This is a genomic window from Timaviella obliquedivisa GSE-PSE-MK23-08B (assembly GCA_019358855.1).
GTDB classification, from domain to species: Bacteria; Cyanobacteriota; Cyanobacteriia; order Elainellales; family Elainellaceae; genus Timaviella; species Timaviella obliquedivisa.
On sequence record JAHHII010000008.1, the window covers coordinates 92,293 to 109,942 of the forward strand.

Annotated in this window: 11 protein-coding genes; 8 read left to right on the forward strand and 3 right to left on the reverse strand. The window is 50.6% G+C overall.

Annotation, left to right across the window (positions count from 1 at the left end; genetic code table 11):
* Window positions 1-101: 101 nt before the first annotated feature.
* Window positions 102-2,129 (reverse strand): protein phosphatase 2C domain-containing protein, encoded by a 2,028-nt coding sequence (locus tag KME11_15165; protein MBW4516548.1) that lies wholly within the window; start codon window positions 2,127-2,129, stop codon window positions 102-104.
* A gap of 366 nt (window positions 2,130-2,495) precedes the next feature.
* Between KME11_15165 and KME11_15170 the strand changes: the two genes are divergently transcribed.
* The 3 genes from KME11_15170 to purQ all read left to right on the forward strand — a co-directional run bounded on the left by KME11_15170 (window position 2,496) and on the right by purQ (window position 4,707).
* Window positions 2,496-2,921 (forward strand): NfeD family protein, encoded by a 426-nt coding sequence (locus tag KME11_15170; protein MBW4516549.1) that lies wholly within the window; start codon window positions 2,496-2,498, stop codon window positions 2,919-2,921.
* 62 nt (window positions 2,922-2,983) lie between these two features.
* Window positions 2,984-3,940 (forward strand): SPFH/Band 7/PHB domain protein, encoded by a 957-nt coding sequence (locus tag KME11_15175; protein MBW4516550.1) that lies wholly within the window; start codon window positions 2,984-2,986, stop codon window positions 3,938-3,940.
* Between the two features lie 71 nt (window positions 3,941-4,011).
* Complete coding sequence (purQ, locus tag KME11_15180) at window positions 4,012-4,707, forward strand: phosphoribosylformylglycinamidine synthase subunit PurQ (protein MBW4516551.1); 696 nt, start codon at window positions 4,012-4,014, stop codon at window positions 4,705-4,707.
* Window positions 4,708-4,711: 4 nt separating this feature from the next.
* Here purQ and KME11_15185 read toward each other — a convergent pair whose 3' ends face one another.
* Entirely contained in the window at window positions 4,712-5,137 is a 426-nt protein-coding gene (locus KME11_15185) for a universal stress protein (protein ID MBW4516552.1), read from the reverse strand.
* Window positions 5,138-5,169: 32 nt separating this feature from the next.
* Entirely contained in the window at window positions 5,170-6,474 is a 1,305-nt protein-coding gene (gene hisD / locus KME11_15190; protein ID MBW4516553.1) for a histidinol dehydrogenase, read from the reverse strand.
* 267 nt (window positions 6,475-6,741) lie between these two features.
* Between hisD and rpsT the strand changes: the two genes are divergently transcribed.
* From rpsT to KME11_15215, 5 genes are all read left to right on the forward strand, one after another.
* Window positions 6,742-7,038, forward strand: coding sequence for a 30S ribosomal protein S20 (rpsT, locus tag KME11_15195; protein ID MBW4516554.1), 297 nt, complete (start codon window positions 6,742-6,744; stop codon window positions 7,036-7,038).
* A gap of 54 nt (window positions 7,039-7,092) precedes the next feature.
* Entirely contained in the window at window positions 7,093-7,920 is an 828-nt protein-coding gene (locus KME11_15200; protein ID MBW4516555.1) for a TatD family hydrolase, read from the forward strand.
* 276 nt (window positions 7,921-8,196) lie between these two features.
* Window positions 8,197-11,502, forward strand: a complete 3,306-nt coding sequence (gene rpoB, locus KME11_15205; GenBank protein MBW4516556.1) for a DNA-directed RNA polymerase subunit beta — start codon at window positions 8,197-8,199, stop codon at window positions 11,500-11,502.
* Between the two features lie 93 nt (window positions 11,503-11,595).
* Window positions 11,596-13,470 (forward strand): DNA-directed RNA polymerase subunit gamma, encoded by a 1,875-nt coding sequence (locus tag KME11_15210; GenBank protein ID MBW4516557.1) that lies wholly within the window; start codon window positions 11,596-11,598, stop codon window positions 13,468-13,470.
* 96 nt (window positions 13,471-13,566) lie between these two features.
* A complete protein-coding gene (locus KME11_15215) occupies window positions 13,567-17,574 on the forward strand; it encodes a DNA-directed RNA polymerase subunit beta' (protein MBW4516558.1) in 4,008 nt (1,335 codons plus the stop codon).
* Window positions 17,575-17,650: the final 76 nt, after the last annotated feature.

Genomic DNA, 17,650 nt, shown 5'->3' on the forward strand with positions numbered 1-17,650 from the left:
CATCATGTTCCTTTCCCATCTTCGAGAAACCTGATTGTTGATCGAGGGTGGCTCCTGGTTCTGCTCTCGAAGCGATCGCCCTCATCTCTGCCTTGACAATCCTAGTTAGAGTCTGGAGATGGACTAGGCAATTGTTGAGACGGTAGAGGCAACGGTTCAGGTTGGCTCAATCTACTTTGGGTAAGCTGCTGCAAAACAATAATGCTGAATCCTCCTAAGACAATGCCAATGATGCCGAGCACGAGAACCGCCCCAAAATTCATGGGCTTAGGAATGGCGATCGGTTCGTTAGGAATAGAGGGTTGTTCTAGAGGCGGCTCTTCTAAATTACTATCATTGCCATAGAGTAGGGCGCGGGATGCGGCTGTAAAGTCTTCAGGATCTGCCGTGTCCATCATCGGATCATCTTCCGGGTCTTCTATTAACGCAGCCTCAAAGGGTGCATCGGTAACGCGACAGCGCAACATCACAACTGAGGTGTTGTCGTGACCGTTCTTTTTGTTGGCTAAATCGATCCAAGATCGCACTGCCTGTTCCAAGGAAACCTCGCCCCGGAGGACTTGGCGCGAGTTGTTTTCCCAACTTTGCTCCACGCGATCGCCATCACTCAATCCATCCGAACACAGCAGCAGCAATCCATCCTCCTCTACAATGAATCGCCGCACTTTTGGATGAAGTAATTCTCCTGCGCGCGTTCCTAAGGCTTGCGTCAGAGCGCCAGAATCGGGTCTTTGCCTTGCCTCTGCATAAAGATATCGCCCCATAGACACTTCTCGCGTTACCACATCATCATCTACCGTCAGCGTATGGCAGTAGTGCGGCGTAATCCAATAGGCACGGCTGTCTCCGACGTTTACCAGGTATAGCTCATGGGCGTTGTGGCTGCCTGCAATACTTTGGGGCAATTGAATTGCCATGACCAAGGTGGTGCCCATCCGTTGCCGCATCTCTCGGTCTTGAGTATTGTTGCGGGCAGAAATCAGGTTGTTGGTAACCCGGACAATGGAGGCAAGTTGCTGTTCAATGACTGCTGGACTCGTCGGGGGCTTGTTGGTATGTTCCTGAATTAAAGCACTGATCTGAATTTTGAGCGAACTTAACGCCAGTTGACTGGCAACCTCGCCGCCTTCGTGCCCACCAATGCCATCGCAAATAATCCCGACATGGGGCAGCAGTTTGTCTGGCACCGACGCAGGCATTGGCGAACTAGGAAAGCAAGCGTCTTCGTTATGGTCACGTTGGGGCCCCGTGGTCGTTGCTCCAAAAATTTCTAGGTGAAGGGGTTGCCGTGCTGCTTGTTCCAATAAAATTTGGTTGAGTTGGGCGCTCAGGGTAAGGGGCACTGTGCCGTGGGAGGCGATCGCCGCTGCAACGCTAAAGGTCGCCAAATCTGCCTGAGTCGCTTCGGCAAACTGCATGTTTTGAATAAACGCTTGCAGTGCTTTGGCTACGGGGGGCTGGGCGTAGGCAATCCAGGGTCGCCAACAGTTCGCTAAATCTTTAAGCTGTGGCGAGGTCAGGCGATCGGGAATTAACTCACAGAGTCGGACTCGCCAACCCTCTACTCGGAGGTTGTCGGGTACGAGAAGGCTGGTCGCTACCCCCTGTTGCTTTAGCGGTTCCCACAGTTGCAGCATCTGCCAAAGCCAGTAGACCTGGCGAACCGCTGAAGTCGAAGACCATTCCGAGGCAAGGGCAGAATAGAGTTTTCCTGAGGCATCAACAGGAACGTTGTTTAAAAGGAAGATGGGATCTTGTGCCAAAATGCAAAAGCCATACATGCCTGGCACATGGAGTTGATGTGGATAAAGCTGGAGGTAGGGCTGTACTCCATCGGGAAAGATGGGAATATCGGGAGCTTGAGTCGGCTTTGTTTCTAGCCAAATATTTGAACCCATGACGACGTAGCGATCGCTAACTAATTCGCCTGCTGGAATTTGCGTCACAGATTCGCCGATCGCCCATAAGTAGCGGTACTCTAACGGAGCTTGGCAGCGATCGCAGACCCGCTTCCCCAAAACATTATTAGGATAGAGACACCCCAAATTAGAACACTGCATATACAAAGGTGGACTAACCGGAGAATCTAGCGTGGGCGATGGCGGACGGATAGGACGATCGTTTGTCATGGGTTCTAGGGCGCTGAACTCAATTAGTTATAAAGATTAACCCTGAAAGTTAAACTTGGGGCTTCTAAACTTGTGGGCTTCTAAATTTATGGGCTTCTAAACTTATGGGCTTTAAAGATCAGAGAGACTCAAAACTTAAGGCTCAAAATCTATTTCGCTCTGAATCGAACCTGAAACTTAATGATTGTTTACCTTTAGTTCGTCCTTAATCAATCTTTGTTAGCCTACAACCATGATTAGGCATGATGTCTTAGGCAGTTAGTTTGGGAACCCTGACCCTGGAAGTGCGTCAGAATGCCCGTATTATTTGCGATCGCCCTCAGTTTGGCTCTCTTAATTTCCTTAGCTCTTTCCCCATCCTCTCTCATGACCCTCCCCTTTCTCTGGCTCATTGCAGGTATTGCCCTCTGTGCGTTGGAATTTGTTTTCCCTACTGCATTTATCGAACTGACAATGGGAATGAGTGCCATCCTTGTCGCGATCCTGGCTCGATTCATTCCATCCGTAGGAATTCAGGTGGGTGTTTGGCTGGCACTGTCGATTAGCTTGACGCTTTTACTGCGTCGCTTTCTGCCCAAACCCCAAAACCGAACTATTGATGATTCTAAAGAAGCCAGGACTTTGACGGGAATTTTGCCAGGACAAACAGGACGAGTGTTGTATGAAGGGAACTCCTGGCAAGGGCGGTGCGCTGATGAAGAAATGGCGATCGCCGCCAATCAAAAGGTTTACGTGATAGAGCGCCGAGGAACGACCCTCATCGTTATGCCCGAAAACTTACTGCATTCTTAAATTACTACATTCTTGAAACAATTCCTAAATACAGCCAGTCTTAAACACAGCTAGAGGTTAACATGGAAGGATTTTTTGCATTCATTATTGTCGCTCTAGGCGGAGCCGGCTTAGCAGGATCGGTCAGAATCGTTAATCAGGGCAACGAAGCGCTAGTGGAGCGACTGGGCAGTTACAATAAAAAACTTTCACCAGGGCTAAACTTTACGTTTCCGTTTGTCGATCGCATTGCTTATCAGGAAACCATCCGCGAGAAAGTCATCGATATTCCTCCCCAATCCTGCATTACTCGGGACAACGTTTCTATCTCTGTCGATGCCGTCGTCTATTGGCGCATTGTTGATATGGAAAAGGCTTACTACAAAGTGCAAGATATTCAGTCTGCAATGATCAACGTGATTTTGACCCAAATTCGTGCTGAGATGGGTCAGCTAGAACTTGATGAAACCTTTACTGCCCGTTCTGAAATTAACGAACTCCTGCTGCGTGAACTGGATGTTGCCACCGACCCCTGGGGCGTAAAAGTGACTCGCGTTGAACTTCGTGACATCATTCCCTCTAAGGCTGTGCAAGAAGCCATGGAGCTACAAATGTCTGCTGAGCGCCGCAAACGAGCCGCTATTCTCACCTCTGAAGGTGAACGCGAATCTGCCGTCAACAGCGCTAGAGGAAAAGCGGATGCCCAAGTTCTGAATGCTGAGGCTCAGCAAAAGTCGGTCATTATGAGTGCCGAAGCTGAGCAAAAAGCGACTGTCCTTCGTGCCCAAGCCGCACGTCAGGAGCAAGTTTTGAAAGCTCAAGCTACTGCCGAGGCTCTCCAAATTATTGCCAAAACTCTTCAGGTTGACCCCAACGCCCGCGAAGCTCTCCAGTTTCTGATGGCGCAAAACTACCTCGACATGGGTAGCAAAATTGGTGCCAGCGCCAGCAGCAAAGTCATGTTCATGGATCCCCGCGCTATTCCTGCCACAATGGAGGGCATCCGATCGATTATTGCTGACAGCAACCCAACCCCCTAATCATCTCCACCCCTGCCCGGTCAGACAACCGAGGCGCTATTCTAAAAAGCATTAGCCCATAGGAACCTCCCATGAAATTCGGTGTCATCGTCTTCCCAGGCTCAAACTGCGATCGCGACATTGCGATGGTCGTCCGCGATCTCCTGCATCAGCCAACGCGCATGGTCTGGCATGAAGAGAGTGATCTCTCCGACTTGGACGTGGTGATTATTCCGGGTGGCTTTAGCTACGGCGACTATCTTCGCTGCGGCGCGATCGCTCGCTTTTCTCCTGCCTTGCAAGCTACTGTTCAACATGCTGAACAAGGCAAGCTGGTGATGGGCATCTGCAACGGGTTCCAAGTCCTTACAGAAGCAGGCTTGCTCCCAGGCGCACTGATGCGTAATCGAGACTTGCACTTTGTCTGCGATCGCGTTCCTCTCCGCGTCGAGCGCACAGACTCTCCCTGGACACAGAGCTACCAGCCAGGACAGATTGTTACGCTACCGATCGCCCATGGAGAAGGCAACTACTACGCCGATGCCGAAACCTTGGCAGATTTAGAAAGCCATCATCAAATTCTCTTTCGCTACTGTACGCCCACTGGCGAGATTAGTCCTGCCGGAAACCCGAATGGCTCCCTCAACAACATTGCTGGCATCTGCAACCGTCGCGGCAACGTTATGGGCATGATGCCTCACCCCGAACGCGCTGCCGACCTAATGCTGGGTAACACCGAGGGGCTAAGCGTTTTCAAAGGTGTCTTAGAATCAATGGCGATCGCTTAAGGGTTTAAGTGAAGGGTTTAACGATCAGCACTGAACAATGGGCTTCTTCAGCAACCTGACCACTCACCGAACCTTGTAAAATCCGGCTCATTCCCGTCAGCCCTCGACTGCCAATCACAATCATGTCAACCTTGTGGATATTGGCGAGGCGAGTAATTTCTTCAGCCGGATCGCCTGTGACGATTTCTAGTTCGCTTTTACATGGCAAAACTGCCTGATATGCCTGGAGCTTGACCAAAGCCTCGTGGGAAATCGACTCTGTTTCGACTTGAGGGCGATCGGCAGCAATATCAGGGTTGTTGCCTGCGTTGAAAACAACATGGGCAATAATGATTTCAGTTTGAGGTTGAAGCTGAAATTGCAGCAAGGTTTGAACCACCAGTTCCGAAAGGTCAGAGCTATCCAAAGCCACCAAAATCTTTTTCAGCACAGTGGATTTTCCTCATAGAGACTTTTCCTATATTAAGGCTCTTCCTCCTGAGTTCTTAGCCTGACAGAATCTGCGTGGGAAGATAAGCCTTCGGCTGTCGCCAAAAGCTCGATCGCCCCTGCCATTTTTTGCAGCGCCACATCGGAGTACTGAATCAAACTAGAGTGCTTCATAAACGTCTCTACCCCCAGCGGCGAGGCATAGCGCGCTGAGCCTGACGTAGGCAGCGTGTGGTTAGGACCAGCCAAGTAATCCCCCACGGCTTCAGGCGTAGAGTTCCCTAAGAAAATTGCTCCAGCGTGCCGGATCTGTTCTAGTAGGCTCCAAGGATCTTCGACTTCTAGCTCTAAATGTTCAGGAGCAAATTCGTTCGAGAGTTCAGCAGCGGTCTTTAGAGAATCAACCACAACGACTAAACCGTAATGGGCGATCGCCTTCTCGGTCAAAATTTTACGAGGATGGTTAATCAGCTGCTGTTTGACCTCAGCCACCACCTGAATTGCTAAATCTGCATCTGTTGTCAGCAAAATTGCCGCTGCCATTGGGTCATGCTCTGCCTGCGCCAGCAAATCTACTGCAACATGGATAGGATTAGCAGCAGAATCGGCAATAATTAGCACTTCTGAGGGCCCTGCCAACGAATCAATGCCTACTGTGCCATAGACTAGCTTCTTAGCGAGAGTGACGTAAATATTGCCAGGCCCTGTGATTACATCCACCTTCGGGATTGTTTCAGTGCCATAGGCAAGAGCAGCGATCGCTTGTGCGCCCCCCACCCGATAAATTTCCTGAACCCCTGCTTCTTGTGCCGCCACCAGTACCGCCGGATTAATGGTCTTATCAGCCGTGGGCGGTGTCGTAATCACGATGCGCGGCACCTTTGCCACCCTAGCTGGGATAGCATTCATGATGACTGTACTGGGGTAAGCCGCCCGCCCACCCGGAATATAAAGTCCAGCTTTGTCCACAGGCGTATAACGCTTGCCCAGAACCACTTCATCTTCACCAAAATGAACCCAGCTTTTGGGCACTCGCTGGCGGTGGAATGCTTCTACCTGCCGACAAGCCAGTCGAATCGCACCCAGTAGCTCCTTAGAAACCTGCTGATATGCTGCATCTAGCTCAGAACCACTAACCCGCAGTTCTTCGGCTTTCAACTGAACTTGGTCGTATTCTTCAGTGTAATGGAGGACTGCCCGATTTCCTTGCCGTTTGACAGATTGGAGCACTTCGCGGACTGTTGCCTCTTTATGGACAACCTGGTCGTCGTGGGTGCGATCGCAGATTCGGTGCAGTTCGGTTAGTGCCTCAGCTCGCTGAGTAATAATTCGCAGCATCGCCTCGTTGGGGTAGAACGGATGACTCTAGATTCTTAAAAACTTGCCAAACAACTAGGCATATTCGGAATGTATATTGAGAAAAATATATTCAGAAAAGCAAACTAGCTCCAGCACGATTCCTTATAGCTTAACTGGATTTTAAGGAAGTTGAAGGATGAGTTGCAAGAGTAGAGATTGGACGAATATAAAGTTTGCTAGCTTTTAGTTCAGGTTGTCCGCTATGATAGTTGATCGCTGAAAGAACTATCCCCAAAAGCATTAATTGTGGCAAATATTAAATCTGCGATCAAACGCGTTGACATTGCAGAACGCAATCGTCTTCGGAATAAATCCTATAAGTCGGCGGTTAGAACGCTGATGAAAAAGTCCCTGGCTGCGATGAGCGCTCATCAGGCAAATCCGTCTCCTGAAGCTCAGCAGGCTGTTGAAACCTCCATGTCTGTTGCTTTTAGCAAAATCGATCGCGCGGTCAAGCGAGGTGTGATTCATCCCAACACGGGTGCCCGCAAAAAAGCACGCCTTGCTAGAGCGCTGAAAGCTCAGGAAGCTTCAGCGTCCTAGCCTTTCGTCTTTCTCCTTGTTCTTGTGTTGATTCCTGTATAATTTGACCCCCTCATGCAGCTAATCGACACCCACGTTCATATTAACTTTGATAGCTTTCAGCCCGACCTAGATGCTGTGGCTCAAAACTGGCGAGATGCAGGAGTAGTACGCTTGGTTCACTCTTGCGTCACGCCTTCCGAGTTTGAGCAGATTCAAGCCTTAGCAGATCGGTTCCCAGAACTATTTTTTGCAGTGGGGCTACATCCGCTGGATGTGGATCAGTGGACACCAGACTCAGCCAGCCAAATTTTGGCACTCGCTCAGTCTGATGCTCGGGTGGTGGCGATCGGTGAAATGGGGTTGGACTTTTATAAGGCAGACAACCAAGAACTTCAGGAACAGGCGTTTTGGGCACAGCTTAAGGTTGCTCGTCAGCTTAGTTTGCCTGTGATCATTCATTGTCGAGATGCAGCAGAGGCAATGGCGAAGCTGATTAAAGGTTTCTGGAAAGAGCATGGGATTGTGCAAGGTGTGATGCACTGCTGGAGCGGCACTCCGGAGGAGACGCAATGGTTTCTTGACTTGGGGTTTTACATTAGCTTTAGTGGCATTGTCACGTTTAAGAATGCGACTCAGGTGCATGAATCAGCCCAGTTGGTTCCCAACGATCGCCTTTTGATTGAAACCGACTGTCCGTTTTTGGCACCTGTGCCCAAGCGAGGTGAACGGCGCAATCAGCCCGCATACGTTAAATATGTAGCGGAACAAGTGGCGCGGCTGCGAGGGGTTGAAGTGGAGGCGATCGCCGCTCAAACCACCGCTAACGCTTGCTTACTGTTCCAATTGCCAGCCACCGATCAATCTAGATCGACCGAAACACACTTTGTAGAAATTTCTTAAGCAACACACGAAAAAGAGAATATACGTCATAATTATTGACATGAGTCCTCTTCTGCGTTATGCTCACTCTGCTCTAAAATCACCCTAGCCCTTAACATTAAATATTGAAATCTCCCCTGAAATTCTGCTTCGTCTCGACTCAACTTTCGAGATACAGCTAGATTCTTCTCAGTCTTCACCCTTCTCTGGAGACTGACGTTTTGTGTTGATATTTGTTAATTAAGACCCATCAGCCTTGAGGGACTTGCCCTAAGACTGAACCACCTGAGGAGCCGCATGAGTAACCTAGCCCAATCTGCACCCGTTTTTACCCTACCAGACCTTGTAGAAATTCAGCGGGCGAGTTTTCGCTGGTTCTTGGATGAAGGTTTGATTGAAGAGTTAGAAAGCTTCTCCCCTATTACTGACTACACAGGCAAGCTCGAGCTTCACTTCCTGGGTAAGGAGTATCGGTTGAGACGACCTAAGTACGACGTTGATGAAGCCAAGCGTCGGGACAGCACCTACGCCGTGCAAATGTATGTGCCCACTCGGTTGATTAATAAGGAAACTGGAGAAATCAAAGAGCAAGAGGTCTTTATTGGCGATTTGCCCTTAATGACCGATCGAGGCACATTCATTATTAACGGCGCAGAACGAGTCATCGTCAACCAGATCGTCCGGAGTCCCGGCGTTTATTACAAAAAGGAAATCGACAAGAACGGACGCAGCGCCTTCAATGCCAGCCTGATTCCTAACCGAGGCGCGTGGCTGAAGTTTGAAACGGATAAGAACGACCTAGTTTGGGTGCGGATCGATAAAACCCGTAAACTCTCTGCCCAAGTATTGCTGAAGTCGTTGGGGTTAAGCGATGGCGAAATTTTCGACTCCTTGCGTCACCCTGAATACTTCCAGAAGACTATTGAAAAAGAAGGTCAGTTCAACGAAGAAGAAGCCTTGATGGAGCTTTACCGGAAACTGCGTCCGGGTGAGCCGCCAACGGTTTCGGGTGGGCAGCAACTTCTAGATTCTCGGTTCTTTGACCCTAAGCGCTATGACTTGGGTAAGGTGGGGCGCTACAAGCTCAACAAAAAACTGCGGTTAACTGTTCCTGAAACGACGCGGGTGTTGACTGCTCCTGATATTTTGGCGGCGATCGACTACTTAATTAACCTGGAGTTTGATGTTGGCAGCATTGACGACATTGACCACTTGGGCAATCGTCGCGTTCGCTCGGTCGGTGAACTGTTACAAAACCAAGTCCGAGTCGGCTTGAACCGTTTGGAGCGAATTATTCGGGAACGGATGACCGTCTCAGATGCCGATTCTTTGACTCCGGCTTCTTTGGTTAACCCCAAGCCCCTTGTGGCAGCCATTAAGGAGTTCTTCGGCTCCTCCCAGCTTTCTCAGTTCATGGATCAAACCAATCCCCTGGCAGAGCTAACCCACAAGCGCCGTCTTAGCGCCTTGGGCCCAGGTGGTTTGACTCGTGAGCGTGCAGGTTTCGCAGTACGCGATATTCACCCTTCTCACTATGGTCGGATTTGCCCAATTGAAACGCCTGAAGGTCCTAACGCGGGCTTGATTGGCTCTCTAGCGACCCACGCGCGAGTCAATGCTTACGGCTTCATCGAAACGCCTTTCTTTCCAGTCGATAACGGACGAGCTTTGAAAGATCAGGCTCCTCTATATATGACTGCGGATGAAGAAGATGACCTGCGGGTGGCAGCGGGTGACGTGACTATGGACGAAAACGGATTTATTTTGGGTGAACAAGTGCCCGTCCGGTATCGCCAAGAATTCACCACTACCACGCCTGCTGAGGTTGACTATGTGGCAGTTTCCCCGGTGCAAATTATTTCGGTAGCAACATCTTTGATTCCATTTTTGGAGCATGACGACGCGAACCGGGCTTTGATGGGATCGAACATGCAGCGTCAGGCAGTACCCTTGCTGCATCCTGAGCGTCCTTTGGTGGGCACAGGCTTAGAAGCGCAAGCGGCAAGAGACTCTGGAATGGTCATTGTTAGCCGCACTGATGGGGACGTGACCCATGTCGATGCCAACCGGATTCGGGTGCGCCCTCCTACAGGTCATGAGATTGAGTATCTGTTGCAGAAGTATCAGCGATCGAACCAAGATACCTGTTTGAACCAGCGCCCTATCGTGTTTTCGGGCGATCGCGTCGTCGCAGGTCAAATCTTGGCTGACGGATCGGCTACCGAAGGCGGCGAGTTGGCATTAGGGCAAAACGTCTTGGTCGCCTATATGCCTTGGGAGGGTTACAACTACGAGGACGCAATTCTCATCAGCGAACGCCTGGTTTCTGACGACGTTTACACCTCCATCCACATTGAAAAGTATGAGATTGAGGCACGTCAAACCAAGCTAGGACCTGAAGAAATCACTCGTGAAATTCCCAACGTTGGGGAAGATGCGCTACGTCAATTAGACGAAACTGGCATCATCCGGATTGGAGCATGGACTGATTCAGGCGATATTTTAGTCGGTAAGGTTACGCCTAAAGGCGAGTCAGATCAGCCTCCTGAAGAGAAGCTACTGCGGGCAATCTTTGGTGAAAAAGCCAGAGATGTGCGGGATAACTCTTTGCGCGTTCCTAACGGTGAAAAAGGTCGGGTGGTAGATGTGCGCGTCTTTACCCGTGAGCAGGGTGATGAACTACCTCCGGGTGCCAACATGGTGGTGCGAGTCTACGTAGCGCAAAAACGGAAGATCCAGGTGGGCGACAAGATGGCGGGTCGTCATGGCAACAAGGGTATTATTTCCCGGATTCTGCCGCAGGAAGACATGCCTTACTTGCCCGATGGAACTCCCCTTGATATTGTTCTTAACCCTCTGGGTGTGCCTTCTCGGATGAATGTGGGTCAGGTGTTTGAGTGCTTGTTAGGCTGGGCTGGACACAATCTGGACGTACGTTTCAAGATGATTCCCTTTGATGAAATGTACGGAGAGGAAGCTTCGCGCTTAACCACTCACGGCAAGATGATGGAGGCGCGCGAAAAAGTAGGACAAGATTGGGTGTTCAACCCCAACAACGCAGGCAAGATCAAGGTATTTGATGGTCGTAGTGGAGAAGCCTTCGATCGCGATGTCACAGTGGGTAAAGCCTATATGTTGAAACTGGTTCACCTGGTAGACGACAAAATTCATGCTCGCTCTACGGGTCCTTACTCCTTGGTCACTCAACAGCCGTTGGGAGGCAAGGCTCAGCAAGGCGGACAGCGATTTGGAGAAATGGAAGTTTGGGCATTAGAAGCCTTTGGGTGCGCCTATATTCTTCAAGAGCTACTTACGGTTAAGTCCGACGATATGCAGGGGCGTAATGAAGCGCTGAATGCGATCGTTAAAGGCAAGGCGATTCCTCGACCGGGAACTCCCGAGTCCTTTAAGGTCTTAATGCGAGAGCTACAGTCGCTTTGTTTAGACATTGCTGCTCACAAGTTGCAAACCCAGGAAGACGGAACTAGCCGTGATATTGAGGTGGACTTGATGGCAGATGTCGGCACTCGCCGCACGCCATCGCGCCCCACCTACGAATCCATCTCCACGGAAGAAATGGAAGGGGCTGAAGGAGAGCGCTAAGTCTGGAGAAGTGGAGCGTTCTGCCATCTAGGTATGAACGACTCCATTCCTCAATTTATTCAAATTGCCACGTAAATAAGGAAGTAATCAGCGATGCCAAAGCTAGAACAGCGGTTTGACTACGTCAAAATTGGTCTGGCATCTCCCGAACGAATTCGTCAGTGGGGAGAGCGGACGCTACCGAACGGCATGGTCGTCGGCGAAGTCACCAAGCCGGAAACTATCAACTACCGGACGCTAAAGCCGGAAATGGATGGTCTGTTTTGCGAGCGAATTTTTGGACCTGCAAAAGATTGGGAATGCCATTGCGGTAAGTATAAGAGAGTGAGACATCGCGGCATTGTGTGTGAGCGCTGTGGCGTTGAGGTCACAGAGTCTCGCGTGCGGCGGCATCGGATGGGCTACATCAAGCTGGCGGCTCCAGTGGCGCACGTTTGGTATCTCAAAGGGATTCCGAGCTACATGGCAATTTTGCTAGATATGCCTTTGCGGGATGTTGAGCAAATTGTTTACTTTAACTCCTATGTGGTGCTGAATGCGGGGAACGCCGAGAACCTGACCTATAAGCAATTGCTGACCGAAGATCAGTGGATTGAAATTGAAGACCAGCTTTACGGGGAAGATTCTCAGCTTGTCGGTATTGAGGTGGGCATTGGGGCGGAAGCGCTGCAACGTTTGCTGCAAGATTTGGAACTGGAAAACACGGCTGAGAAGCTGCGGGAAGATATCCTTACCTCAAAGGGGCAAAAGCGAGCTAAGTACATCAAGCGCCTGCGGGTAATTGACAACTTTATTGCCACGCGATCGCTCCCCTCGTGGATGATTCTGGAATATATCCCTGTGATTCCGCCCGATCTGCGCCCAATGGTACAGCTTGATGGTGGACGCTTTGCGACTTCTGACTTAAACGATCTTTACCGTCGCGTCATCAACCGCAACAACCGTCTTGCCCGACTTCAAGAAATTCTCGCCCCTGAAATCATCGTCCGTAACGAAAAACGGATGCTTCAGGAAGCCGTGGATGCCTTGATTGATAACGGTCGGCGCGGTCGGACAGTGGTGGGTGCGAACAATCGCCCGCTCAAGTCTCTCTCCGACATTATTGAAGGGAAGCAAGGACGATTCCGGCAGAACCTTCTGGGTAAGCGGGTGGACTATTCAGGGCGATCGGTCATTGTGGTTGGACCGAAACTGAAGATTCACCAGTGCGGTTTGCCTAGAGAAATGGCGATCGAGCTATTCCAACCCTTTGTGATTCACCGCTTGATTCGACAAGGCTTGGTCAACAACATCAAAGCGGCGAAGAAACTGATTCAGCGCAACGACCCTCAAATTTGGGACGTACTGGACGAGGTGATCGAAGGGCACCCAGTGATGTTGAACCGGGCACCAACGCTCCACCGTTTGGGCATTCAAGCCTTTGAACCCATTTTGGTCGAAGGACGCGCCATCCAAATTCACCCGCTCGTCTGTCCGGCATTCAACGCCGACTTTGACGGTGACCAAATGGCGGTTCACGTGCCTCTCTCTCTGGAATCTCAGGCTGAGGCAAGGCTATTGATGTTGGCATCGAACAACATTCTTTCGCCAGCCACAGGTAGACCGATCGTCACCCCTAGCCAAGATATGGTTCTGGGCTGCTATTACCTAACCGTTGAAAACCCTAAGGCAACGTTGGGAGCAGGTAAGTACTTTTCTAACATGGAGGACGTAATTGTGGCATACGACCAGAAACAGGTCGATATTCACTCCTACATTTGGGTGCGGTTTGAGGGCGAAGTTGAAGGCGATGAAGCCGATGCCGAGGTTTTGCAAGAAGATCCGGGGGCAGATGGAACAGTCACAAAGCTCTATAAGTATCGTCGGATTCGGGAAGATGCCAATGGCAACCGGATTTCGCAGTACGTCAAAACAACGGCAGGACGGATTATTTACAACAAGGCGATTCAAGAGTCCCTAATGGGGTAAGTCAGGATGGGGTAGAGGTTAGGAATCAATTTTCGTTTGGGCGATCGCCAGATCGCCCTGCAATTTCCAAATGATTTGAGGGGCAAGAGGAAAGTAATGGTAGAGCAAAATTTAACCCAGAAGTCTGATCCAAAAATGATTTTTCGGAACCGAGTGGTGAGCAAAGGGCAACTCCGAAAGCTGATTGCCTGGGCGTTTACCCACTACGGCACCGCCAGAACCGCTGTCATGGCAGACGAACTCAAGGATCTTGGCTTCAAATTTGCGACTCGTGCCGGGGTTTCGATCAGTATCGACGACCTGCAAGTGCCGCCCAGCAAAAAGCAGCTTTTGGAAGCGGCTGAAGAGCAGATTAAAGATACTGAAGAGCGCTACATTCGGGGCGAAATTACAGAAGTAGAGCGTTTCCAAAAGGTTATTGACACCTGGAACGGTACCAGCGAGGAACTTAAAGACGAAGTGGTGCGCCACTTTGAATCGAATGACCCGCTCAACTCTATTTACATGATGGCGTTCTCTGGAGCGCGGGGAAATATTTCCCAGGTTCGGCAGTTGGTGGGAATGCGGGGCTTGATGGCGAATCCGCAAGGGGAAATTATTGACTTGCCAATCAAAACCAACTTCCGGGAAGGATTGACCGTCACGGAATACATTATTTCGTCTTACGGCGCGCGCAAGGGCTTGGTTGATACGGCGCTGCGAACCGCTGACTCTGGCTACTTAACCCGCCGTTTGGTAGACGTTTCTCAAGACGTGATTATTCGGGAAATTGACTGCGGCACCGATCGCGGTATTCCAGTTGTGGCAATGACGGACGGTGAGCGGGTGTTAATTCCTCTCAAAGATCGGTTGCTGGGTCGGGTGGCGGCTCGTCCGGTACTGCATCCTGAAACCGGAGAAGTCATTGTTGAGCGGAACCAGCCGATCTCAGATGATATGGCTCAAGCTGTTGGCAAGGCTAAGGTTGAAATGGTGTATGCCCGATCGCCCCTCACCTGTGAGGCGACTCGATCCGTCTGTCAAACCTGCTACGGCTGGAGCCTTGCCCATGCCTCGGTGGTCGATTTAGGGGAAGCGGTTGGCATTATCGCGGCACAGTCGATCGGCGAACCCGGCACTCAACTCACGATGCGGACGTTCCACACGGGCGGTACGTTTACGGGTGAAGTGGTGCCCCAAATTCGGGCTGCTTTTGATGGCACGGTGCGTACCAAGCCCAAGCAATTCCGATCGCGCGCCTTTAGAACTAGCCACGGACAAGAAGCGCTAATTACTGAGGTGACGATAGATGTAACCTTGGAAGCGGGCGATCGCAAAGAGAAATCTACGCTTCCTCCCGGTTCTATTTTATTCTCTCCTGAAGGTTCCCACGTCAAAATCGGTCACGTCATTGCAGAGATGCCAGCTGCCAGCCGGACTCGCAAGGTGACTGAAAAAGCAACTAAAGATGTTGCTTCAGACCTGGCAGGCGAGATTCTGTTTGCTGAGGTGGTGCCCGAAGAAAAGAAAGACCGTCAAGGCAACACGACTCGAATTGCTCAGAGAGGCGGCTTAATTTGGATTCTCTCAGGCGAGGTATATAACCTGCTGCCTGGGGCTGAGCCCAATGTAAAAAATGGCGATCGCATTGAAGCAAATAGCATCCTTGCCCAAACCAAACTAGTGACTGAAAACGGCGGCGTTGTCCGAATTCCTCAAGACAGCGAGGGCAAAGGCGGTCGGGAAATTGAAATCATTACGGCTTCCGTTGTCCTTGACCAAGCCCAGGTCATTGCCGAAAGTTTTCAGGGGCGTGAGCATTACCTGATTGAAACTCAAAACGGTCAGCGTTTTTCCTTGATTGCTACTCCTGGCACGAAGGTTACGAGCGGTCAGGTCGTCGCTGAACTGATTGACAACCGCTACCGTACACAGACAGGCGGCATCATTAAATACTCTGGCGTAGACGTTGCTAAACGCGGCAAAGCAAAGCTGGGCTACGAAGTGGTGCAAGGCGGTACTCTGCTATGGATTCCTGAAGAAACCCACGAAGTTAACAAAGATATTTCACTACTGGTGGTAGAAGACGGTCAATACGTTGAAGCCGGAACAGAAGTAGTCAAAGATATCTTCTGTCAAACTAGTGGTGTGGTCGAAGTGACCCAGAAAAACGACATTCTGCGGGAGATCGTGATTAAGCCGGGTGAACTACACCTAGCCGATAACCCTGAGGCAGTGATCGCAAAAAATGGCACCATTATTAACCCCGGAGAAGAGGCAATTCCTGGGCTAGCGGTGACTGAAATGCGGTACATGGAGTACATTGAGTCGCCAGAAGGGCCCGCGCTGCTGCTGCGTCCTGTGACGGAGTTCAATGTCCCTAACGAGCCTTCGATTCCTAGCCAAACTTCTACCAGCGAAGAAGTCGGGCGATCGATCCAACTACGGGCTGTGCAGCGCATTTCTTACAAAGATGGAGAGCGTGTTAAATCAGTCGATGGACTGGAGCTAATTCGCACTCAGCTTGTTCTAGAAGTTGACAAAGACACGCCCCAACTCGCCGCTGACATTGAGCTAATGGCAGACGAAACCGATCCAGAGGTCATGCGTTTACAGCTCGTCATCCTTGAATCTCTGGTGATCCGACGTGACATTGCCGCTGATCAAACTCAAGGCAGCACAACAACTCGTCTGCTAGTTGCAGATGGCGACCAAATTTCTCCTGGCGCAGTCATAGCCCGGACTGAAATTTTGTCTAAAGAAGCTGGAGAAGTACGAGGACTGCGACTGGGTAGTGAATCGGTTCGCCGTTTACTGGTTGTACGAGCTTCCGACCTCGTGACCCTCAATACGGGCTCAAAAGAACCCCTTGTTAAGGTGGGCGATCTTTTAGTCTCGGGTAGCAAGCTGGCGAGTGGAGTCACGCTAGAAGAATCAGGTCAGGTCGTTGCTGTAGAAGGCAGCCAAGTCACTGTGCGAACGGCTCGTCCTTATCGCGTATCGAATGGTGCAGTCTTGCACATTGATGATGGTGACCTCGTTCAACGGGGGGACAACTTGGTGCTGTTGGTGTTTGAACGAGCAAAAACCGGAGACATTATTCAGGGTCTACCTAGAATTGAGGAATTGCTGGAGGCTCGTAAGCCCAAGGAAGCTTGTATTCTGGCACGTCGGGCTGGACAAGCTCAGGTCGTCTACAACGACGATGATTCGGTAGATATCAAAGTCATTGAAAAGGACGGTGTCATCACCGATTATCCTCTGGGTCCAGGTCAAAACCTTCTGGTGATTGATGGGGCTGAGGTGAAGTCGGGCGAACCCCTCACTGATGGCCCTGCCAACCCCCACGAAATTCTGGAGCTATTCTTTGAACTACACCGCGAAACCTTGGGTATTCACGATTCTTCGATGAAGAGCCTCCAAGAAGTACAAACCTTCTTGGTTAATGAAGTCCAGTCGGTGTATCAGTCTCAGGGTATCGAGATCTCCGACAAACACATTGAGGTGATTGTGCGGCAGATGACCTCTAAGGGCAGAATTGATGATGGCGGCGACACTACCATGCTGCCCGGAGAGTTGGTAGAACTGCGCCAGATTGAACAGGTGAATGAAGCCATGTCTATTACGGGCGGCGCTCCAGCAGAGTATACGCCTGTGCTGTTAGGCATCACTAAAGCTTCATTGAATACCGACAGCTTCATCTCGGCTGCCAGTTTCCAAGAAACGACTCGAGTCTTAACTGAGGCTGCTATTGAGGGTAAGTCGGACTGGTTGCGCGGTTTGAAAGAGAACGTCATTATTGGACGATTGATTCCGGCAGGGACGGGCTTTAATGCTTATGAGGAAACGGCAAGCGTTGAGATTGACCCTATCTACGATGGTTCATCGTTTGAGGATGAGCTAGACCTGATGACAGATGTGGTGTTAGACGATCGCACTGCTCGTTCTTATGAGCGAGATGGCGGCTTTGATGTCTTCCCAACTCCGTTCCGCGCGACTCCTGTTGTAGAACCCCTCGGTGATTTTGGCGCTAGCTTCGGCAAGGCTGAGGCTTTAATTGATGATGAGGAAGATGATTACGCGTCGCCTGATGTGGATGACGATGATATGGATGAGGAAGATTAGATAATCTCGTAATCTCCAATTTCTTAATCTCCGATTTCTAAGTCAAAGAACCCCGTGATAGCAAAGCCATCGCGGG